The sequence below is a fragment of the Acidovorax sp. WCS2018Noco2-16 genome, from assembly GCF_031843945.1.
Lineage (GTDB): Bacteria > Pseudomonadota > Gammaproteobacteria > Burkholderiales > Burkholderiaceae_C > Paracidovorax.
On sequence record NZ_JAVTJJ010000001.1, the window covers coordinates 757,098 to 778,613 of the forward strand.

Annotated in this window: 15 protein-coding genes and 2 tRNA genes; 11 read left to right on the forward strand and 6 right to left on the reverse strand. The window is 63.7% G+C overall.

The genetic code is table 11. The features are described from left to right. Window positions 1-75: 75 nt before the first annotated feature. Window positions 76-831 (forward strand): sulfite exporter TauE/SafE family protein, encoded by a 756-nt coding sequence (locus RQI28_RS03440; RefSeq protein ID WP_311221175.1) that lies wholly within the window; start codon window positions 76-78, stop codon window positions 829-831. 18 nt (window positions 832-849) lie between these two features. Here the strand turns inward: RQI28_RS03440 and purL are convergent, their stop codons facing one another. Continuing rightward, on the reverse strand, window positions 850-4,860 hold the full coding sequence (purL, locus tag RQI28_RS03445; protein ID WP_311221176.1) for a phosphoribosylformylglycinamidine synthase: 4,011 nt from the start codon (window positions 4,858-4,860) through the stop codon (window positions 850-852). 168 nt (window positions 4,861-5,028) lie between these two features. On the opposite strand from purL, the gene map reads away from it, so the two are divergent. After that, complete coding sequence (map, locus tag RQI28_RS03450) at window positions 5,029-5,844, forward strand: type I methionyl aminopeptidase (RefSeq protein WP_311221177.1); 816 nt, start codon at window positions 5,029-5,031, stop codon at window positions 5,842-5,844. A gap of 104 nt (window positions 5,845-5,948) precedes the next feature. Beyond that, window positions 5,949-8,606 carry a [protein-PII] uridylyltransferase gene (locus RQI28_RS03455; RefSeq protein ID WP_404976834.1) on the forward strand — a complete coding sequence of 886 codons (2,658 nt, stop codon included), beginning with the start codon at window positions 5,949-5,951 and terminating at the stop codon, window positions 8,604-8,606. Between the two features lie 92 nt (window positions 8,607-8,698). On the opposite strand, the gene def is transcribed toward RQI28_RS03455, so the two are convergent. Then, window positions 8,699-9,238, reverse strand: a complete 540-nt coding sequence (def, locus tag RQI28_RS03460) for a peptide deformylase (protein WP_311221179.1) — start codon at window positions 9,236-9,238, stop codon at window positions 8,699-8,701. A 57-nt stretch (window positions 9,239-9,295) separates the two neighbouring features. On the opposite strand from def, the gene RQI28_RS03465 reads away from it, so the two are divergent. From RQI28_RS03465 to RQI28_RS03475, 3 genes are all read left to right on the forward strand, one after another. After that, the gene (locus RQI28_RS03465) at window positions 9,296-9,757 is read left to right on the forward strand and encodes a YbaN family protein (RefSeq protein ID WP_311221180.1); all 462 of its coding nucleotides are present in this window, start codon (window positions 9,296-9,298) and stop codon (window positions 9,755-9,757) included. A gap of 75 nt (window positions 9,758-9,832) precedes the next feature. After that, window positions 9,833-9,908: transfer RNA gene (locus RQI28_RS03470), tRNA-Asn, on the forward strand. 49 nt (window positions 9,909-9,957) lie between these two features. Next, window positions 9,958-10,033 (forward strand) — tRNA-Asn (locus RQI28_RS03475). A 421-nt stretch (window positions 10,034-10,454) separates the two neighbouring features. Here RQI28_RS03475 and RQI28_RS03480 read toward each other — a convergent pair. Beyond that, the gene (locus RQI28_RS03480) at window positions 10,455-10,913 is read right to left on the reverse strand and encodes a YetF domain-containing protein (RefSeq protein ID WP_311221181.1); all 459 of its coding nucleotides are present in this window, start codon (window positions 10,911-10,913) and stop codon (window positions 10,455-10,457) included. A 130-nt stretch (window positions 10,914-11,043) separates the two neighbouring features. After that, window positions 11,044-11,394 (reverse strand): hypothetical protein, encoded by a 351-nt coding sequence (locus RQI28_RS03485; RefSeq protein ID WP_311221182.1) that lies wholly within the window; start codon window positions 11,392-11,394, stop codon window positions 11,044-11,046. Between the two features lie 265 nt (window positions 11,395-11,659). Here RQI28_RS03485 and RQI28_RS03490 point away from each other — a divergent pair, with 265 nt between their 5' ends. The 3 genes from RQI28_RS03490 to RQI28_RS03500 all read left to right on the forward strand — a co-directional run bounded on the left by RQI28_RS03490 (window position 11,660) and on the right by RQI28_RS03500 (window position 17,402). Further along, the gene (locus RQI28_RS03490; RefSeq protein ID WP_311221183.1) at window positions 11,660-15,760 is read left to right on the forward strand and encodes a chemotaxis protein CheB; all 4,101 of its coding nucleotides are present in this window, start codon (window positions 11,660-11,662) and stop codon (window positions 15,758-15,760) included. Between the two features lie 244 nt (window positions 15,761-16,004). Beyond that, window positions 16,005-17,168 (forward strand): zinc-dependent alcohol dehydrogenase, encoded by a 1,164-nt coding sequence (locus RQI28_RS03495; RefSeq protein ID WP_311221184.1) that lies wholly within the window; start codon window positions 16,005-16,007, stop codon window positions 17,166-17,168. Between the two features lie 51 nt (window positions 17,169-17,219). Further along, window positions 17,220-17,402, forward strand: coding sequence for a hypothetical protein (locus RQI28_RS03500; RefSeq protein WP_311221185.1), 183 nt, complete (start codon window positions 17,220-17,222; stop codon window positions 17,400-17,402). A 102-nt stretch (window positions 17,403-17,504) separates the two neighbouring features. Here the strand turns inward: RQI28_RS03500 and RQI28_RS03505 are convergent, their stop codons facing one another. Further along, entirely contained in the window at window positions 17,505-18,326 is an 822-nt protein-coding gene (locus tag RQI28_RS03505) for a DUF6250 domain-containing protein (protein ID WP_311221186.1), read from the reverse strand. A 157-nt stretch (window positions 18,327-18,483) separates the two neighbouring features. Here RQI28_RS03505 and RQI28_RS03510 point away from each other — a divergent pair, with 157 nt between their 5' ends. Then, window positions 18,484-19,377, forward strand: coding sequence for a peptidoglycan DD-metalloendopeptidase family protein (locus RQI28_RS03510; RefSeq protein WP_311221187.1), 894 nt, complete (start codon window positions 18,484-18,486; stop codon window positions 19,375-19,377). 21 nt (window positions 19,378-19,398) lie between these two features. On the opposite strand, the gene gltS is transcribed toward RQI28_RS03510, so the two are convergent. Continuing rightward, complete coding sequence (gltS, locus tag RQI28_RS03515) at window positions 19,399-20,604, reverse strand: sodium/glutamate symporter (RefSeq protein WP_311221188.1); 1,206 nt, start codon at window positions 20,602-20,604, stop codon at window positions 19,399-19,401. Between the two features lie 200 nt (window positions 20,605-20,804). Here gltS and RQI28_RS03520 point away from each other — a divergent pair, with 200 nt between their 5' ends. Next, entirely contained in the window at window positions 20,805-21,413 is a 609-nt protein-coding gene (locus RQI28_RS03520) for a pseudouridine synthase (RefSeq protein ID WP_311221189.1), read from the forward strand. Window positions 21,414-21,516 lie beyond the last annotated feature (103 nt).

Consider the following 21,516-nt stretch of genomic DNA (forward strand, 5'->3'; position numbering starts at 1 on the left):
GCCTTCGGCTCACCCGAAGGCATCGCCGGAAGAATCCGCATTGTGCCGGCGGGCCGCCAACGCTCCAATGCAGGCATGCCCGACCTCCACACCTCACCCGGTTTCCTCGCCTGGCTGTGCCTGACCTTCGTGGCCGCGGGGCTGGTCAAGGGCGTGACCGGCATGGGTTTGCCCACGGTCGCCATGGGCCTGCTGGGCGCGGCCATGCCGCCCGTCGCGGCGGCTGCGCTGCTGGTGATTCCGTCGCTGGTGACCAACCTCTGGCAACTGGCGGTCGGGCCTGCGGAAGGCCCGCTGCTGCGCCGCCTCTGGCCCATGCTGCTGGGCAGCGTGCTGGGCACGTGGGCTGCGTCTGCGCTGCTGGCGCGGGCCGATCCCCGCTGGACGGGGCTGGCCCTGGGGCTGGCATTGATGGGCTACGCCGCCTATGCGCTAATGGCACGGCCGCTGTCGGTGCCGCGCTGTGCCGAAAGCTGGCTGTCGCCCGCCGTGGGCTTGACCACCGGAGCGATCACCGGCGCCACGGGCGTGTTCGTGATGCCTGCCGTGCCCTACCTGCAAGCGCTGCGGCTGGAGCGCGACGAACTGGTGCAGGCGCTCGGTCTGTCATTCACCGTGTCCACGCTGGCATTGGCCGCCGGGCTGGCCGGGCACGGCGCCCTGCCTGTGCAGCAGATGGGCTGGTCCACCCTGGCCACGCTGCCGGCGCTGGCCGGCATGTGGCTGGGGCAGCGGCTGCGGGAGCGCATCAGCCCACAGCGGTTTCGGCAGGGATTCCTTTGGTTCCTGCTGCTGCTCGGGCTGGAACTGGCCTCGCGCACGCTGCGCTGACCGGCTCCGTCGCCCGCGTCAGCCGACCCACTTGCGCGCGTTGCGCCAGATGCGCATCCACGGGCTGAAGGCGCTCACGTCGCCGTTAGTCCAGCTCATCTGCACGTTGCGGAACACGCGCTCGGGGTGCGGCATCATGGCCGTGAAGCGGCCGTCGGCCGTGGTGACGGCGGTGAGGCCGCCCGCGCTGCCGTTCGGGTTAAGCGGGTACTGCTCGGTGGGTGCGCCGTGGTGGTCCACGAAGCGCATGGCGGCAATCGTTTCGCTCTGGTTGCCGCGGCGTGCGAAGTTGGCATAGCCCTCGCCATGCGCCACGGCGATCGGCAGGCGGCTGCCAGCCATGCCAGAGAAGAACAGGCTGGGCGATTCCAGCACTTCCACCTGCGACAGGCGCGCCTCGAAGCGCTCGCTCTGGTTGGTGGTGAAGCGCGGCCAGGCTTCGGCACCCGGAATGATGTCGGCCAGCTCGGCGAACATCTGGCAGCCGTTGCACACGCCCAGGCCGAACGTGTCGCCGCGGCCGAAGAAGCCCTGGAACTGCGCCGCCAGCCGGTCGTTGAACGTGATGGAGCGCGCCCAGCCGATGCCGGCACCCAGCGTGTCGCCGTAGCTGAAGCCGCCACACGCCACCACGCCCTGGAAAGCGGCCAGGTCGGCGCGGCCGGTCTGCAGGTCGGTCATGTGCACGTCGTAAGCCTCGAAGCCGGCCTCGGTGAAGGCGTAAGCCATCTCGATATGCGAGTTGACGCCCTGCTCGCGCAGGATGGCGACCTTCGGGCGCGCCAGGTTCAGGAACGGCGCGGCGATGTTGTCTGCGGGGTCGAACGTCAGCGCCACGTGCAGGCCTGGGTCGTTCGGCTGGCCCACCGCTGCGTGTTCAGCATCGGCGCAGGCGGGGTTGTCGCGCTGCTGGCAGATCTTCCAGCTCACCGCGTCCCACACCTGATGCAGGTCGGACAGGCTGGCGCTGAAGACGCTCTTGGCATCGCGCCAGACCTGCAGCTCGCCCTTGCCCACATTCATGGTGGACGACTGCGGGCGCGTCTTGCCGACGAAGTGGCTCCACTTCGACAGCCCGTGATCGCGCAGCGTCTGCATGACCTCGTTGCGCTCGGCCGTGCGCACCTGCAGCAGCACGCCCAGCTCTTCGTTGAACAGCGCCTTGAGCGTCAGCTCTTCGCGCCGCGCGCTCACCTGCTGCGCCCAGTTCTTGGCGTCGCCCGTTTCCATGCGGCTGTCGCTGATGCCGTCGCCTTCTGTCACCAGCAAATCGACGTTCAGCGCCACGCCCACCTGGCCGGCAAAGGCCATTTCGGCCGCTGCCGCCAGCAGGCCGCCGTCGCTGCGGTCGTGATAGGCCAGGATGCGGCCCTGCGCGCGCAGGGCGTTCACGGCATTGACCAGGTTCACCAGGTCCTTGGCGTCGTCCAGGTCGGGCGCCACATCACCGGCCTGGCCCAGCACCTGGCCCAGGATGGAGCCGCCCATGCGGCTTTGCCCCTTGCCCAGGTCGACCAGCACTAGCGTGGTGTCGTCTTCGGTGGCGTCGAGTTGCGGCGTGAGCGTGCCGCGCACGTCGGCCAGCGTCGCGAAGGCGGTCACGATCAGGCTGACGGGCGAGGTCACCTTCCTGGCAGTGCCGGCCTCGTCCTTCCACTGCGTGCGCATGGAAAGACTGTCCTTGCCGACCGGAATGCTGATGCCCAAAGCCGGACACAGCTCCATGCCCACGGCCTTCACCGTGGCGTACAGGTCGGCGTCTTCACCGGCCTCGCCGCAGGCGGCCATCCAGTTGGCGCTGAGCTTCACGCGGGGCAGCTCGATAGGCGCGGCCAGCAGGTTGGTGATGGCCTCGGCCACCGCCATGCGGCCCGAAGCGGGTGCATCGATGGCGGCCAGCGGCGTGCGCTCGCCCAGGCTCATGGCCTCGCCGGCAAAGCCCTTGAAGTCGGCCAGCGTCACGGCGCAATCGGCCACCGGCACCTGCCAGGGGCCGACCATCTGGTCGCGGTGGCTCAAGCCGCCCACCGTGCGGTCGCCGATGGTGATCAGAAAGCGCTTGGACGCCACCGTCGGGTGGGCCAGCACGTCGATCACCGCTTGCTGCAGCGCCACGCCGGTCAGGTCGATGGGCGTGAGGGCGCGCTTGACGGTGGTGACGTCGCGGTGCATTTTGGGCGGCTTCCCCAGCAACACTTCCATGGGCATGTCGACGGGCAGCTTCTGTTCGCCTTCGGTGAGTGCCGTGTCGTCCAGCACCAGCTGGCGCTCGCCCGTGGCGGTGCCGATGACGGCGAAGGGGCAGCGTTCGCGTTCGCAGAACAGGCGGAACTGCTCCAGCGATTCGGGCGCAATAGCCAGCACGTAGCGTTCCTGGCTTTCGTTGGACCAGATTTCCTTCGGGGCCAAGCCCGATTCTTCCAGCTGCACCGCGCGCAGGTCGAAGCGCGCACCGCGCCCGGCGTCGTTGGTCAGCTCAGGAAACGCGTTGGACAGGCCGCCCGCGCCCACGTCGTGAATGGCCAGGATGGGGTTGGCCGCGCCTTGCGCCCAGCAGTGGTTGATGACCTCTTGCGCGCGGCGTTCGATCTCGGGGTTGCCGCGCTGCACCGAGTCAAAGTCCAGCTCGGCTGCATTGGCGCCGGTAGCCATCGAGCTGGCCGCACTGCCGCCCATGCCGATGCGCATGCCGGGCCCGCCCAGCTGAATCAGCAACGAGCCGGCCGGGAATTCGATCTTTTGCGTGAGGCCGGAATCGATGGTGCCCAGGCCGCCCGCGATCATGATGGGCTTGTGATAGCCGCGGTCGACGCCGCCCACGGTCTGCTCGTATTCGCGGAAGTAGCCCAGCAGGTTGGGCCGGCCGAATTCGTTGTTGAACGCCGCGCCGCCCAGCGGGCCTTCGACCATGATCTGCAGCGGGCTGGCGATGTGTTCGGGCTTGCCGAATTCACCGCCCCAGAGCTTGGACACCGTGAAGCCCGTCAGCCCTGCCTTGGGCTTGGAGCCGCGCCCGGTGGCGCCTTCGTCGCGGATCTCGCCCCCCGCCCCGGTCGAGGCGCCGGGGAAGGGCGAAATCGCCGTGGGGTGGTTGTGCGTTTCCACCTTCATCAGCACGTGGTTCAGTGCGCTACTCTTTTCATAGCTACTTGCGCTTGATGGATAAGCGCTAGAGGCCATTTTGGCTATAAATCGCTCAACCGGCGAGCCCTCCATGACCGAGGCGTTGTCCGAGTACGCCACCACCGTATGCTGCGGCGCCAGCTGGTGCGTGTTGCGGATCATGGCGAACAGGCTCTTGTCCTGCGTTTCGCCGTCGATGGTGAACTGCGCGTTGAAGATCTTGTGGCGGCAGTGCTCGCTGTTGGCCTGCGCGAACATCATCAGCTCGACATCGGTCGGGTTGCGCTTCAAGCCGGTGAACGCGTTGACCAGGTAGTCGATCTCATCCGTTGCCAGCGCCAGGCCCCAGCGCGTGTTGGCCGCTTCGAGCGCTGCACGCCCGCCGCCCAGCACGTCGACGAATTCCATCGGCGCGGCGGGCAGTTCGGTGAACAGCGCGGCGGCGCTGCCCAAGTCAGGCACCACCGATTCGGTCATGCGGTCGTGCAGCAGCGCGGCGACCTGGCCCCGCTGCGCCTCGGTCAGCTCGGGCGTGCCGCCCAGCAGGCCGGACTTGAGCTGCAGGCGGTATTCGGTCACGCGCTCGACGCGGCGAATGGCGAGGCCGCAGTTGCGCGCGATGTCGGTGGCTTTGGACGCCCATGGCGACACCGTGCCCAGGCGCGGCGTGACGATCAGCGCAGGACCCGCCACCGGGCCGGCGTACGGGTCGCCGTAGGTCAGCAGCGCGGCCAGGCGCTCGCGCTCGGCCGGCGTGGGCTGGGCATCGGTCGACACCAGGTGCACGAAGCGCGCCGCGATGCCGGTGATCTTGGGATGGATGGCCTCCAGGGCGGGCTGCAGTTGCTGGGCGCGGAAGGTGCTGAGGGCATTGCCGCCCTCCAGCTGAGTCATGTGCAAGGTCACGGTAGCGGCCTGTGTGATGGGGGTGGAACGCGGACTGCGCAGGACGGTGGCCGCTGAATGGGGACGCCGGCCCGGAGGTTCTCGGAAAACCCGGCATTTTAACGGTGCCCGGCCGCACCGAAGCCGCTTGGCTGCAAAGGCAAAAGCCGGGTGGGATAATTCGGCCCCATGAGCATCACCATCAAAGACGCCGAGGGCATTGCCGGCATGCGGGAGGCGTGTCGCCTGGCCTCCGAAGTGCTGGACTACATCACCCCCCACATTCGCACCGGCATCACCACCGCAGAAATCGACCGCCTGGGCGCCGAGTGCATGGCGCAACAAGGCACCGTCTCCGCCACCATCGGCTACCAGCCGCCGGGCTACCCGCCCTACCCCGGCCACCTGTGCACGTCGGTCAACCATGTGGTGTGCCACGGGATTCCGAACGACAAGCCTTTGAAGAAGGGCGACATCGTCAACGTGGACGTCACCGTCATCACCAAGGACGGCTGGTACGGCGACAACAGCCGCATGTACTTGATCGGCGAATGCTCGATTGCGGCCAAGCGCTTGAGCAGCCTGACGTTCGATGCCATGTGGCTGGGCATTCAGCAGGTCAAGGCAGGCGCGCGGCTGGGCGACGTGGGCCATGCGATCCAGAAATTTGCCGAAGGGCATGGCCTGTCCGTGGTGCGCGAATTCTGCGGCCACGGCATCGGCCAGAAGTTCCATGAAGAGCCGCAGGTGCTGCACTACGGCCGCCCGGGCACGCTGGACGAATTGCGCCCCGGCATGATCTTCACCATCGAGCCCATGCTGAACCTGGGCCGCCGCGAGATCAAGGAACTGGGCAACGACGGCTGGACCATCATCACCAAGGACCGCAGCCTGTCCGCGCAGTGGGAACACACGGTGCTGGTGACCGAAACCGGCTACGAAGTGCTGACGCTGTCGGCCGGATCGCCGCCGCTGCCTTCCTTCGTGACGGCCACCAAGACCTGATTTGCCCCGCCCGGCCCCGCGCCGGGCCTGGCGGGTGTTGTGCTTTCGTATGGATCTTGCTTGCACCCGCAGGCATGCCTCACAGTCCGCCCATGAGTACGCCCATGTCCGCCATCCCTTCCCCCACGCCTTCTGAACTCCCCGCGTTGCGGGACGCCTATCGGCAAGACAAGGCAGAGCTGCTCGCATCGCTGCAGGCAGGTGGCGTCTCCACCCGGGGCATTCGCCCGCTGCTGCTCAAGCTGTCGTCGCTGGCCGACGGACTGCTGCAGCAGTTGTGGCAGCGCGCTGGCCTGCCCGCCACCGTGGCGCTGGTGGCGGTGGGCGGCTACGGCCGGGCGCAGCTCTTTCCCTATTCCGACGTGGACGTGCTGGTGCTGCTGCCCGACGCCCTGTGCCCAGACCGCAGCGAAGGGCAAGAACCCTGCGTGGACACCGAAGCGCAAGACCCGCTGCGCACCGCGATGGAGACCTTCATCGGCAGCTGCTGGGACACGGGCCTGGAGATCGGCTCCAGCGTACGCACGGTGGCCGAATGCCTGAGCGAGTCGGCCGGCGACGTGACGGTGCAGACCTCGCTGCTGGAGTCGCGCCTGATCTGCGGCAACGCCGCGCTGTTCACCGAGTTCCGCCGCCGGTATCTGGAGCAGATGGACCCGGCCGCCTTCCTGGTCGCCAAGACGCTGGAGATGCGCCAGCGCCACAACAAGTACGAAAACACGCCCTACGCGCTGGAGCCCAACTGCAAGGAGTCGCCCGGCGGCCTGCGCGATCTGCAGATGATCACCTGGGTGTCCCGCGCAGCGGGCCTGGGCAGCACCTGGCGCAACCTGGCCGCCAGCGGGCTGGCCACGCCGTTCGAGGTACGCCAGATCGAGCGCAACGAGGCCTTGCTGTTCCTCATTCGCGCCCGCCTGCATGTAGTGGCCGGCCGCCACGAAGACCGCCTGGTGTTCGACCTGCAGACCGCCGTGGCCGAATCGTTCGGCTACCGCTCTACTTCGCCCGACGGTAAGCGGCTGGCCATGCGCGCCAGCGAAACGCTGATGCGCCGCTATTACTGGGCGGCCAAGGCCGTGTCGCAGCTCAGCCAGATGCTGTTGCTGAACATCGAGGAGCGCCTGTCGCCTTCCACGCACGAGCTGCGCCGCATCAACGACCGGTTCTTCGAAAAAGCCGGCCTGATCGAGGTGGCGAGCGACGACCTGTACCAGCAGCAGCCGCACGCCATTCTGGAAACGTTCTTGCTGTACGAGACCACCGGCGGGCTGAAAGACCTGTCGGTGCGCACGCTGCGCGCGCTCTACAACGCGCGTGGCGTCATGGATGCGGCCTTCCGGCGCGACCCGGTCAACCGCGCCACCTTCATGCAGATCGTCAAGCAGCCGGCCGGCATCACCCACGCCATGCGGCTGATGAACCAGACCTCGGTGCTGGGGCGCTACCTGTGGGCCTTTCGCCGCATCGTCGGGCAGATGCAGCACGACCTGTTCCACGTCTACACGGTCGACCAGCACATCCTGATGGTGCTGCGCAACGTGCGGCGCTTCTTCATGGCCGAGCATGCGCATGAATACCCGTTCTGCTCGCAACTGGCGAGCGGCTGGGACAAGCCCTGGCTGCTGTACCTGGCCGCGCTGTTCCACGACATCGGCAAGGGCCGTGGTGGCGACCATTCGCAGATCGGCGCGGAGGAAGTGCGCCACTTCAGCCGCCAGCACGGTGTGGACAAGGCCGACTCGGCGCTGATCGAATTCCTGGTGCGCGAGCATCTGGCGATGAGCCAGGTCGCGCAAAAGCAGGACCTGTCGGACCCTGACGTCATCGCCGCCTTCGCGCAGCGCGTGGGCAACGAGCGCAATCTGACCGCGCTTTACCTGCTGACGGTGGCGGACATCCGCGGCACCAGCCCCAAGGTCTGGAACGCCTGGAAGGGCAAGCTGCTGGAAGACCTGTACCGCGCCACGCTGCGCACGCTGGGCGGCCGCGCGCCCGATGCCGCCGCCGAGGTCGAAGCCAGCAAGCGCGAAGCGCTGGTGCTGCTGGCATTGAGCGCGCAGCCGGCCGATGGCCACCTGAAGCTGTGGGACACGCTGGACGTGGGCTACTTCATGCGGCACGAAGCTGCCGACATCGCCTGGCACGCGCGGCACCTGGCGCGGCTGGTGGGATCGGAGCGGCCGGTGGTGCGCGCACGCCAGTCGCTGGTGGGCGAAGGCCTGCAGGTGATGGTCTACGCGGCCGACCAGCCCGACCTGTTCGCGCGCATCTGCGGCTACTTCGACCGGGCAGGCTTCAGCATCTTGGATGCGCGTGTGCACACCACGCGCAATGGCTACGCGCTCGACACGTTCCAGGTGGTGGCATCCACCCAGGCGGGCCACTACCGTGAACTCACCCACATGGTCGAAAGCGATCTGGGGCGCGCCATCGCCGACGGCGGCGCCCTGCCCGAGCCGACGCGCAAGCGCGTGTCGCGGCGGGTCAGGAGCTTTCCGGTGGCCCCCCGCGTCACGCTGCGCCCCGACGAAAAAGCGCAGCGCTGGCTTATCTCTATCTCTGCCAGCGACCGTGCCGGCTTGCTGTATCTGATAGCGAGAGTGCTGTCGCAGCACCAGTTGAGCGTGCAGCTCGCCAAGGTCAGCACGCTGGGCGAGCGGGTGGAAGACACCTTCTTGGTGCAAGGCTCCGAGCTGCAGAACAACGCCCGGCAGATCCGCATCGAGACCGAGCTGCTCAAGGCGCTGGCGGACAGCGACTGAGCCCACCCGCTTTTGCTATTATATATATAGCTAGTAGCGCTTAATGGATAAGCGCTAGAGCACTATTTCATTCAAAACTCCACCCGCCGGATTCAATCGTCTTCGGCCGCGTTGATGTCCGGAAAAAGCACCTCGGTAAAGCCGAATCGCGAGAAGTCGCGCACCCGCATCGGGTAGAGCTTGCCGATCAGGTGATCGCATTCATGCTGCACCACACGCGCATGAAAACCCTCGGCGACCCGGTCGATCGGGTCGCCGTACGGATCGAACCCGGTATAGCGAATGCGCGACCAGCGCGGCACCACGCCGCGCAGGCCCGGCACGGACAGACAGCCTTCCCAGTCCTCTTCCTCCTCGTGGCCCAGCGGCATGATCACCGGGTTGACCAGCGTGGTCTGCGGCACCAGCGGGCGGTCCGGGTAGCGCGGGTTGCGCTGGTTCGAACCAAAGATCACCACCTGCAGATCGACGCCGATCTGCGGCGCGGCCAAGCCTGCGCCGTTGACGGACTGCATCGTCTCCAGCAGGTCGCGCACCAGCGTATGCAGAGCATCGGTGTCGAATTCGGTCACGGGCTGGGCAACGCGCAGAAGCCGCGGGTCGCCCATTTTCAGAATGGCGTGGATGGTCATGGATGTGTGGTTGCGCTGGGCGGCTGGCGAGCATAACGCCGCAGGCACAATCGGGCCATGCCCGTTCCGCCAGAGCCGCAGCCGCCGCTGCCCCCCCTACCGCCGCACGCGCCGCTGCCGCTGGTGGTGCGGTGGCTGCTGTTGGCGTTTGCGGCACTGTGCCTGGTGATGGGCGTCATCGGCATTTTCGTGCCGGGGCTGCCCACCACCGTCTTCATCTTGATGGCCGGCTGGGCAGCGGCGCGCAGTTCGCCCCGTCTGCACGCGTGGCTGTGGGGCCACCCCCTGTTCGGCTCCATGCTGCGCAACTGGGCCAACGGTGGCTGCGTGAGCCGCCGCGCCAAGTGGAGCGCCACCGCGTTGATGGCGCTGTGTGCGGTCGTGCTGGTGGTAAGCCAAGCGCCGCGTTGGGCGGCGGTGACGGCTAGCCTGTGCATGGCTTGCGTGCTGGCCTGGCTTTGGCGCCGCCCCGAGCCGTCGCTGGCACACGTACCCGAATCGCAGCGCCCCGGCGTGTGAGCTTCGCCGCCGCGCACCAGGGCCGCGCCGCACCGTCTGAAACCCGTTTTTTTGTGTATATAATCGAAGTCTTGTTCCTCGATAGCTCAGTTGGTAGAGCGCCGGACTGTTAATCCGTAGGTCCCTGGTTCGAGCCCAGGTCGAGGAGCCAAGATTTCAGATCTTTGTTCCAGCAACAAGCGATCAAACACCATTCATATTCCTCGATAGCTCAGTTGGTAGAGCGCCGGACTGTTAATCCGTAGGTCCCTGGTTCGAGCCCAGGTCGAGGAGCCACTACAAGCCGCAAAGCGAAAAAAGCCTGCCATCTCAATGATGGCGGGCTTTTTTTCTTGGCGCTGAGAGTCTTCTGCGCATTGCACCTACCGCCCAGAATTCTGTGCAGGCCGCTTGGTGAGGCCACCTGCGACGAGGCCGTCTAACAGCGACCTTTTGCCGACGGTGGTTGCTTCCCCTTCGCCAGAGAATGTTCTTGATGGTCCGCAGGCACCGGCAATTGAACAAGATGAAGATTCTTGCGCGGTGAGCTCAACAGATTCTCTGCGTCCCGGCAGTTAACAAGTCTGGTTTTAGAGCAGGTGGCGACAGCAAACCGTCAACTTCCACGCCAACCGACTCCTGCCGACGTAAACGTCACCTTAGGCCGACCGATACGTCTGCGCCGCGAGCGACACGCTCATGCGCGTCGACAATAGTTTCAAATTTTCTGAATACTGATTTTCCCGTCTACTTCAAGGAACGCATATCTAAGCTCGCTGATATCGCAATCGGCCTCCCTCAAGGCTTGGTCTATATCGTTTTGAGAAATCCGATGTTTCTTGCAAGCAGCATTTAATATCACCCCATCGCGCCCCAGGAGTACAGCTTCTCCGTCAAGTAATATCTCGGCGGCTCGGCTACGTGCAGTAATCGCCCCCACCAGCGTGTTGAGTCCTAGAAGGATAAGACAGACTATCAGCCCCCCTAGCAGGGATTGATCTTTCCCCGTCATGGAAGGGCCGGCAGCCTCACTGACAAGCATCACCACCAGAAGGTCAAACGGCGTGAACTGACCCACCGTCCGCTTTCCAGTCAGACGCATTACTAGCAACAGAATGCCGTAGACGATGACCGGCCGCACCATCAACTCCAGCACGTCCAACTCAAGATTAAACATTATTTGCTCCACGGCAAATCATGAATGGCGCCATTGAAAGTCCAGCACCTGGCCGCCCTCTACGCCTTTCCGGGCGGAGAGGTTATTGATCCCCTTGAAAAATCGAGCCTGCTTTCAAGACCGAATTACGCTAAGGGGTGTTTGCACCCATTTTCCCCTGCAGTACTGATATGAGATGCTGCTTCGCTTCAGCTAACTGTGCCTTGTCGGCTTCATGTACTTTGCGAAAAAAGGCTGCACATTCTGAAGATCCGGCAGCTTCGGCATCTTTGATGTACTGGTCATATGCGGTCAGCGCCTGCGCCTTGTTCTGCACCAGTGTCACCCAGTCATAAGCAAGATCGCTCAGCGGATGTCGGTCAGTGAATTTTTCCTGCATATACAGCCTTCCATGATTTGCAGCAAAGAGAAAGTCAGCCTTGAACGTGTTGGCCAGCTTTAAAACTGCATGCGTGCTCCACGCGAGCAGAGCCAGAATCAATCAATAGACGAAGTCGGATAGAGCCGACACGCGTCAGATTTGACTGACAGCCAGATGACCAGAGCAGCGCCACTGAACCCCCGACGGTTCGGAGGTTGGGCTCCCAGACCACCAGTTGGAATTTGCCTGAGTCTGTAACAGAGTCTGTTGAAAATGGCTTTATTCTGAACCACCAGCTTGGCGCGGCACCTTCATCGGCTCAACCATTGCCTCATTCACCAACGCGACTAAACGCTTGCGATGTCGCCATAGCAGAGTTGACACCATGCGCCCTCAAGACCCCGAAGAATTGCCAGTCGCCAAGAGTCAGCTGAACTTCCCGATCGTTGGGGTGGGCGCATCGGCAGGCGGCCTCGCAGCGCTACGAGATCTGCTAGGCAAGTTGCCAACCGACCCGGAAATGGCATTTGTTGTGGTCATGCATCTCAGCCCGGACCACGAAAGCGTGTTGGGATCCATTCTGCAGAGAGACGTCGCCCTACCCGTGGTGACTGTGACGGAAGTCACCACTATCGAGGTCAATCACGTCTATGTCATTTCACCCGCTTTGAAATTGGAAATGACGGACGGCAAATTGCGTGTTTCGCCCTTATCCACGCTCGCGGCAAGAAGAAGTTCAATTGATCTCTTTTTTCGCAGCTTGGCGCAGGCCCACGAGGAGCGCGCCATTTGCATAGTGCTCACGGGCACAGGCAGCGATGGAGCGCAGGGGCTCCGGCGTGTGAAGGAATTAGGCGGATTGACCTTCACCCAAAGCCCGGACGAAGCCGAATATGACAGCATGCCCCAATCGGCCATTCGCACCGGCATGGTGGACTTCGTTCTGCCGCTGGAAGAAATGGCGTCGAAGCTCAAATTCCTTTGGAAGAACGCCAAAAATATAGCGTTACCCGCGCCGCCGGCTGATCTCAGGGTTCTGACCCAGACCCCCGAGGAGGAACTCCAGTCGGAGGAAGCGCTAGCCTCTATCAAGGCGCTACTGCGTGAGCGCACCGGTCACGATTTTGCGCATTACAAACGCGGCACGGTGCTCCGTCGGTTGGAACGGCGCATGCAAGTCAACGCAGTGTCAGATCTTCCAAGCTACCGCAAACTGCTGGACACCGAGCCGCGCGAGACGCCTGCATTGCTGCAGGACATGCTGATCAGCGTTACGAACTTCTTCAGAGACCCGGAATCATTTGCAGCCTTGGAAGCGTCGCTTAGGAATGCCGCCTCTGAACGGCAGCAAAACGAACCGTTTCGCGCTTGGGTAGTGGGGTGCGCCACAGGCGAGGAAGCTTATTCCTTAGCCATCGTATTAAGAGAAATACTGGGGCAAGCCGCCACCATTCAAATCTTTGCTTCGGATATTGATGAACGAGCTATTGCAGCCGCCCGCACAGGGTTATTTCCGGAGTCCATCGCCGTAGATATCGATCCTCAAAGAATCGCAGATTTTTTCACGGCTGAGCCGGGGTGCCTGCGAATCACCAAGACTGTGAGAGACATGGTCGTGTTCTCGACCCATAACGCGTTGAGTGATCCTCCGTTCACGCGCATGGATCTTATTTCTTGCCGAAATGTGCTGATTTACCTGGACCGGGTCGCTCAAAATCAGGTGACGCGCAGCTTTCACTTTGCCTTGAAGCCCCAAGGTCTCTTGTTTCTCGGCAGCTCTGAAACCATCGACACAGCAGAAGGCCTGTTCGACGGCGTCGACAAGGGCCACCGTATCTACCGGGCCACCGCCAAAGCGCTTCGAGCCCGCTCGCTGCCACCAATGCCAGTGAAGATTCCAGAGGTTGCTGCGCCTGCGTTTACTGCGGATCCACCCCGGCAGGCGGAGCGTCCGCCGTTGGAAATGTTACATGAGCGTATCTTGCGTAACTACGGCCCGCCCACGGTTCTGATCGATGCGGACAACACCGTGCTGCACGTTAGCCAGCGAGCTACTCATCTGTTGAGACTGCCTGAAGGCGCACCGACAAACAAACTGCTTGCGTTGGCGCGACCTGAGTTGAGAGCGGAACTTCGCGCAGCTCTCACCCGGGCGATTGAGACCGGGCTGGTTGTGGAGGCACCGCGTGTACGGCTGAGAGTCAACGGCCAGTTGCATACCATCGTGATGACTGTGCGACCCGCGTTCGACGAAACGCCTAAGGGTCTGCTGCTCATCGTCTTTGATGAGGCTCAGGAAAGCCTGGCGACACCTGTCGATGGCAATATACATAGAGATCCGCTGGTCGACTCGTTGGAGAGAGAGCTACTTAGAACGCAAGAGCGACTGAGAACAATGGTGGGCGAGTCCAATGCATCAACGGAAGAGCTCAGGGCATCCAATGAAGAGCTTCAGACCATCAATGAAGAGCTTCGCTCAACGACGGAAGAGCTGGAAACCAGCCGTGAGGAACTGCAGGCGGTGAATGAGGAACTCACCACCGTCAATTCCGAGTTGACGATGCGCATCGAAGACTCTACCCAGCTCAATGACGACCTGCAGAATCTGATGAATTCAGCAGACATCGGCACTGTCTTTGTCGACCGGGAAATGCGCATCAAGCGCTTCACCCCGCAAGCTGCCACGCTTTTCAATTTGCTGACTTCGGATACGGGGCGTCCGCTGCTTGATATCACGCACCGTCTTGACTACCCCCAACTGGCCGACGATGTGCACGACGTTCTACGGAACCTGACACGTATCGAAAGAGAGGTCAGCAGCAATGACAAGCGTTGGTTTCTCGCGCGGGCTGTACCCTACCGCACGCTCACTGACCGCATCGAGGGCGCCGTTCTCGCATTTTTCGACATTACATCCAAACGGAAGGCCGAAGAGAACCTCCGCATGAGCGAGCGACGCATGCAACTCGTTGCGGAGAGCATGCGCGACTACGCCATCATCACAATGGATGAGACAGGAGTGATCGACACCTGGAGCCGGGGAGCAGAGAAAATTTTTGGCTACGCCGATTCCGAGGCCATAGGTCTGTCGTTCAGCATCCTTTTTTCTGAAGACGAGCGGCTGGCAAATAAGGCTGATGACGAGTTGGCAAAGGCAAGGGACTCTGGTTGCGCCGACGATAGCCGGTGGCACGTCCGAAAGGACGGAACGCGGGTGTATTGCAGCGGCATCACCACACCTATGCACGCAGATGGGCGTTTGATCGGATTTGCGAAAATCGCGCGCAATCTGACGGAGGAGGAACTGCGCGACCAGCGTAGAGATGCCGCTTTGGCTACTGAACGGGCCACCCGTGCGAAGTTGCAGGAGGTCGGCGCCATGAAGGACGAGTTCCTCGCCGTCGTGTCGCATGAGCTCAAAAACCCTCTGTCCGTGATTCAAATGAACGCTCAGTTGATACAACGACTGCCGTCACTGCAGCAGGATGAACGAGCGTTGCGGGCTGCTGCGTCAATCAAGAGTGCGGTGGCAAGTCAGCTACAGATCATCAACGACCTGCTGGAGCTGTCTCGCGCCAACATGGGCAAGATGACCTTGACCCCTTCGCTGGTGGATATGGCTGGCCTAGTGCGCAATATTGCCGACGCAGTGCGACCGGATGTGGAGAAGAAAGCGCAGCGTTTTTCCATGGAGTTAGCCGACGCCAGCATTTACGGAGATGCAGTACGCGTTGAGCAGATCGTTTGGAACCTCATCACCAACGCCGTCAAGTTCACTCCGCCAGAAGGAAGGATCGATGTACGCCTGGAGACCGAGGAAGGCATGGCCGTCATCACCGTCACGGATGATGGCATTGGCATGGACCCTGTCCACGTGACCGGTGTCTTCGAGATGTTCAGGCAGGTTGACGCCGGCCCCAGCCGGCGCACGGGAGGCCTGGGCATCGGATTGGCGCTGGTCAAGCAACTGGCAGAGTTGCACGGCGGCAGGGTAGCCGCTACTTCACAGGGCAAGGGTCTTGGTTCTTGCTTCAAGGTCTGGTTGCCGCTGGCCATTACCTTTGCTCAGGCAGCCTGCCAGGTTCAATCTGACGTGCGGCTGCAAGGAGTGCGGCTGTTGCTGGTGGACGACGAGCCCGAACTGCTTGGCGCCTTTTCTGCAATCCTCGAAAACGAAGGCGCGCAGGTACACCTGGCGAACAGTGCGGAGCAAGCGCTGCATCTCGCAAGAAACACAGCAATTGACGTGGTGGTGTCCGATATCGGCATGCCCATAAGAGACGGGTACTGGCTGGCGCAGCAGCTCCGTGAGCAGGAAGAGACGTTCAATATTGCCATGGTGGCCGTGTCTGGAATGGCCAGAGAGGTGGACCGGTCGCGGGCCATCGCTGCCGGCTTCGACGCCCATTTAGGTAAGCCTGTCGACCTAGAAATGCTGGAAAGCGCGGTGGTCGCGGCCATGCGTCAAAGACAAGCAAAAGTCTAATAGGGCGACAGATCTCTTTGTCGTCCGTCTCAGAGTAGGCATGCCACTTCGCGGGACGCTTCAAGTGTGTCGATACCCCGCCCCTTTAGCACTGTGCCTGGCACCTGCTCAACACATGTTGCCGCTGCCAATTGAATGCAGCAGGCCCACGGCTATGGGGCCGCACACGGCGCGATGGCCGACAAAACCGGCAACCATTGCTCCATAGGCTAAAGATCCCTCATCAATAGCAAGGTGCTTCCCCATGAAGGCTCTCACCTATCAAGGCGCCAAGAAGGTACGGGTGGAAACCGTTCCAGATCCGGTGCTTTATGCCCCCGACGACATCATCCTGCGAGTGACCGCCACGGCAATCTGCGGCTCGGATCTGCATATCTACCGCGGCAAGATTCCCGAAATGAAAGAGGGCGACATTCTGGGCCATGAGTTCATGGGGATCGTGGAAGACGTGGGTACGGGTGTGGCGGGCCTGCAGCGCGGCGACCGCGTGGTGATTCCATTCGTCATTGCGTGCGGCAGCTGCTTTTATTGCGACAAAACTCTGTTCGCCGCCTGTGAGACCACCAACCCAGGACGCGGCGCCATTCTGAACAAGAAGTCCGCCACCCCCGGTGCGGGGCTGTTCGGCTATTCCCACCTATACGGCGGCTACGCGGGAGGGCAGTCGGAATATGTGCGCGTTCCGCAGGCAAACGTGGGTCCGCTGAAGGTGCCCGACGTACTGAGTGATGAACAAGTGCTGTTTCTCTCGGACATCTTGCCCACCGGCTATCAGGCGGTACTCAATGCGGAACTGGGGCCCGGTTCCTCGGTAGCGATCTTTGGCGCGGGCCCGGTCGGTCTGATGTCAGCGCTATGCGCTCGCCATGTGGGTGCCGAGCGGATCTTCATGGTGGACGATAACGTCTCTCGCCTGGAGTTCGCCGTTCAGCAGTACGGCGTGATACCCATCAATTTCGACCAGGAAAGCGACCCGGCTGAAGTCATTCTGCAAGCTACGGCAGGGCACGGAGTGGACGCCACCATCGATGCCGTGGGCTTCGAAGCCAAAGGCAGCGCGCTGGAAACCGCCCTCACCGCGATCAAGCTCGAAGGCTCCAGTGGCAAGGCGCTGCGGCAGTGCATTGCCGCCACGCGGCGCGGCGGAGTCGTCAGCGTGCCGGGCGTGTACGCTGGATTCATTCACGGCTTTCTGTTCGGCGACGCGTTCGACAAGGGCCTGACCTTCAAGATGGGGCAGACACACGCCCAGCGGTTCATGCCTGAACTGCTCGAGCTCATCGGCGAAGGAAAGATGCGGCCGGACGTGATCATCTCGCACCGCATGAAGCTCTCAGAAGCTGAAAGCGCCTACGACATGTTCGACAAGGTCCAGGACGACTGCCGCAAAGTGGTGCTCACGCCCTGAGCTGGCCCCAGCGCGCTGGCCCTCACTACCAACCCATCACAAAGAAACTCCATGGTCACCCAAATCGATTCCCCCGACGGCAAGCCCCGCAAAGACACCGACCGTCCCAGCCCTGCCCTGGTAGAAACGGACAGCGGAGGCAAACCGGCGACGCCGGCTTACCAGCCGCATCCGGATGACGAGCGCGAAAAGCATTCTTCGTCAGGACCTGACGACGGCAAGACCGCTTCATAAAGCACGCTGCCTCAGCCGCTGGAGAGGCACAGAGCTGTGGTGCCACAGGACAGGAGGCACCCAGGGAACGTACAGCCAACGATCGTCGGCCTAGCACTGCACTCAAAGCTGGGCCAGCGCCTGCACCTTGAAATCCCGAATTTGCCAATGGCTGGTAGTCGTGCGCAGCGCGAACCAGCCTTCCAGATAAGCCGCCGGGTCGGTGTGGCTGAACACCAGCGCGCCGTTGGCGTACCAGCGCAGTGTGACTGGATCACCAGCCGTGGGGGCTCGCGAGACGATGCGCACCTGCGTTGGCTGGTTGGCCACCAGCGTGGTGGCGGCCGTCATGCCGCCTGCGCGGTCGTCCGCCGTGGCCGATGCGGGCGTGGAGTAGCCAGTGATCTGCGGGCGGCTGTCCGTGCCGTCGTTGCGGCGCAGCCGTGTGGTTGTGTTGCTGTTGGCGCCAAAGCCCACGTAGTAGAGCTTGACCGGGTTGTATGAATTCAGCGCCCCGTCGAACGTGTTCAGCGTGGGGTCACCGCCGCTTGCGCGCGGATCGACCGCGTTCCAGAACATGTTCAGATCGGAGATGCGATCAAAGAAGCGCGTGTCAGGAAAAGTGATGGGCACGGGCGTGGCCGAAAAGGTGATCTGGTAGTCGCCCGAGAACTTCTGCCGAAACCAGATCGTGGCGCCCGACGGCTGCACGATGTCCAGCACGCCGCCGCTGGCGGTCACGGTACCGGCTCCGTCCTGCTGCTCGACCTTCCAGCGGCCGAGGCCCTGGGTGAAATCGTCGTGCGCCAGTAGCCCAAGCGTCAGGTCGCCCGACCCTTCGCCCGAGCCGTCCCCACCGCCGCAGCCCACCACGGCCCCACCCGCCGCACAGGCCAAGATGGCCCCCCACAAGGCGCGGCGCGCTTTCGACAATAAGACCGGCATGCTGTGCTCTTTCTCTGATCCGAACTAAAAGAAGCTGCCATCTTCACGCAGCCAGAGGGGCGTGCCTGACTACCATTTCGTTGTTCGATATGCGGGTTTGAGCGGCGCGCAAGGGTGCGAAGATCACGCATTCCGTTACCGCCTTGCCGCACGCCACATGCCCGCCCACTCTTTCATCGCCCTGCCTCGTTCAAATCGCCGGCTGCTGCTGCAGCAGGCCCTGGCCGGCGCCAGCTTGTGCGCCCTGCCGGCGTGGGCGGCCAAGGACAGCCCACCCGCGCCGCCCACCGTGTGGCCGCGCGCCGTCGTGGTGCCCGGCGGCGTGGCGCGCATATCGCTGGGGCCGTCGGCCGAGCGGCCCGTGGCGCATGCCGATGGCGTGCCCCTGCTGGTGCTGGGCGACATGATCGAATGGACGGCCATCGTGGGCATCGCGCTGTCGGCACCGGTAGGCCCGGCGCACATCACCGTGCGCGTGGCGGGCGAGGCCGAACGCACGCTCACCTACCGCATCGCGGCGCACCAGTACCGAGAGCAGCGGCTGAACGTGGCTCCGCGCACAGTGGATTTGTCAGCCGAGGACCAGGCCCGCTACGAACGCGAGCGCGACCACCAGCGGCAGGTGATGGCCACGTTCTCGACCCCGTTGCCCCGCCTGCAGGACCTGCGCATGCAGGTGCCCGTACCGGGGCCGCGCTCCAGCTCGTTCGGGCTGCGGCGGGTGTTCAACGGCCAGGCGCGCAGCCCGCACAGCGGCATGGACATCGCAGCACCGACCGGCACGCCCGTGGTGGCGCCGCTGCCAGGGCGCGTGATCGACGTGGGCAACTATTTCTTCAATGGCGACACAGTGTGGCTGGACCACGGCGGCGGCCTGCTGACCATGGTGTGCCACCTGAGCGCGGTGGACGTGCGCGTAGGGGACACAGTGGCCGCCGGTCAGCCCTACTGCCGCGTAGGCGCCACCGGGCGGGTCACCGGGCCGCACCTGCACTGGGGCGTGATGCTGAACCGCGCGATGGTGAACCCGGCGTTGTTCCTGCCGGCGTGATGCCTTTTGGAGCGCCGGAATCTAGCGCAGCGCGTTCATGAAGCCGGTGATGATGACGGCGTTGAAGAAGTCGATGAAGAGCGAACCCACCAGTGGAATCACGAAGAACGCTTTCACCGATGGCCCGTTCGCCGTGGTGAATGCCTGCATGTTGGCCATGGCGTTGGGCGTGGCGCCCAGGCCAAAGCCGCAGTGGCCGGCGGCGATGACGGCCGCGTCGTAGTCGCGCCCCATCACCCGGAAGGTAATGAAGTAAGCGAAGCAGAACATCAGCGCTGTCTGCACGATGAGGATGACGAGCAGCGGGCCGGCCACCTCGGCCATCTCCCAGAGCTTCATCGACATCAGCGCCATCGCGAGGAAAAACCCCAGCGACACGTTGCCAACCACGTCGAACTGGTTGGCAGGCAGCACGCCGTCGCGCCAGTCGATCACGTTGCGCAGCAAGGCTGCCACCAGCATGGGGCCCAGGTAGGCCGGAATGACGATGCCCGCATCGGCAAGCCAGCGCACGATGACCGTGCCCGCGCCGATGGCCAACGCGATCAGCACGGTGGCGTACATCATGGTCTGCGCGTTGGTGTCTTCCGTTTCATGCGCGGTGACGACATGGCCGGGCACGGGCGGCGCGGCAGTGGCCTGCGCCTTCGGGCCGGTCAGCCCGTGGCGGCGCATCAGCAGCGAGCCCACCGGTCCGCCGATGGCCGAGCTGCACACCAGCCCCCAGGTGGCCGCTGCAATCGCCGCCGGCAGCGCACCGGCGGCGCCCGCCTGCTCCAGCAGCGGCCCGAAGGCTGCCGCCGTGCCGTGCCCGCCCGTGAGCGACATCGACCCCGCCGCCAGCCCGATCATCGGATGCACCCCCAGCAAAGCCGCCACGCCCACGCCGACCACGTTCTGCAGCAGCACCAGCGCCACGGCCGCGCCCAGAAAGATCGCTACGCCCACGCCGCCCTTCTTGAGCATCTCGAAGCTGGCCGAAAAGCCGATCGTGGTGAAGAACACCAGCAGCAGAAAAGCACGAATGCTCGCGTCGAACTGGATCGAGAAAAAGCCGCCCTGGTAGCCGGCCAGCGCCAGCAACGAAAACAGCACGCCGCCGATGACCGGCCCGGGAATGAAATAGCGCGAGAGCAGCCCCACGCGATTGCGGATGAATTCCCCAACCACGAGCAGGACGGCGGCCGCGCCCACGGTCTGGGCAATATCGAGCGAGATGGTGATCATGGGCTGGGATGAATCTGGGCGTTGGAATGGATGGCGGGGCGAGAAGCCCATGCGTCGCACCGCTTAAACGCTATCAACTTAATAGCTGTTAGCGCTTATGGATAAAGCGCTGGAGCCTTATTTTACTGTTATTTACCGCGCTGCCAGATGAGCCCGGCTGCGCGGTCGGGCGACCGCCGGGGCCGCTATGCTGGCAGCCCATGCCAGCTTTCCGCCACGCCCGCCCTCAACCCTCCGCCCCAGCCGCTGCAGCCGCTGGAACGCCCCGGCTGATCCGCTTCAACAAGCCCTACGGCGTGCTCAGCCAGTTCACGGCCGAGGGCCGCTGGCAGGGCCTGAAGGACTTCATCGACCTGCCCGGCGTGTACGTGGCCGGCCGGCTGGACGCGGACAGCGAAGGCCTGCTGCTGTTGACCAGCGATGGCCGCCTGCAGGCCCGCATTGCCGACCCACGCTTCAAGATGGAAAAGACCTACTGGGTGCAGGTGGAGGATGAGCCCGGCGACGACGCACTGGCAGCGCTGCGCCAAGGCGTGACGCTGAACGACGGGCTGACGCTGCCGGCCCGCGCCGGGCGCATCAAGCCACCCGCCACGCTGTGGGAACGCGATCCGCCGATTCGCGTGCGCCAGGCCCGCCCCACGGCCTGGATCGCGCTGACCATTCGCGAAGGCCGCAACCGCCAGGTGCGCCGCATGACCGCTGCCGTCGGGCACCCCACGCTGCGGCTGGTGCGCGCCGCCATCGGGCCGTATACGCTGGACGGACTCGCGCCGGGCGACTGGGCAGAGCAAGCCGTTTCGCTATAACTTTCATAGCTACTTGCGCTTATCAATAAAGCGCTAGAGGCCTAAAAGACCATAATTTTGGCCATGGCGACCGACCGGCTCGAGTTATGCCCGCAGCCTGTGG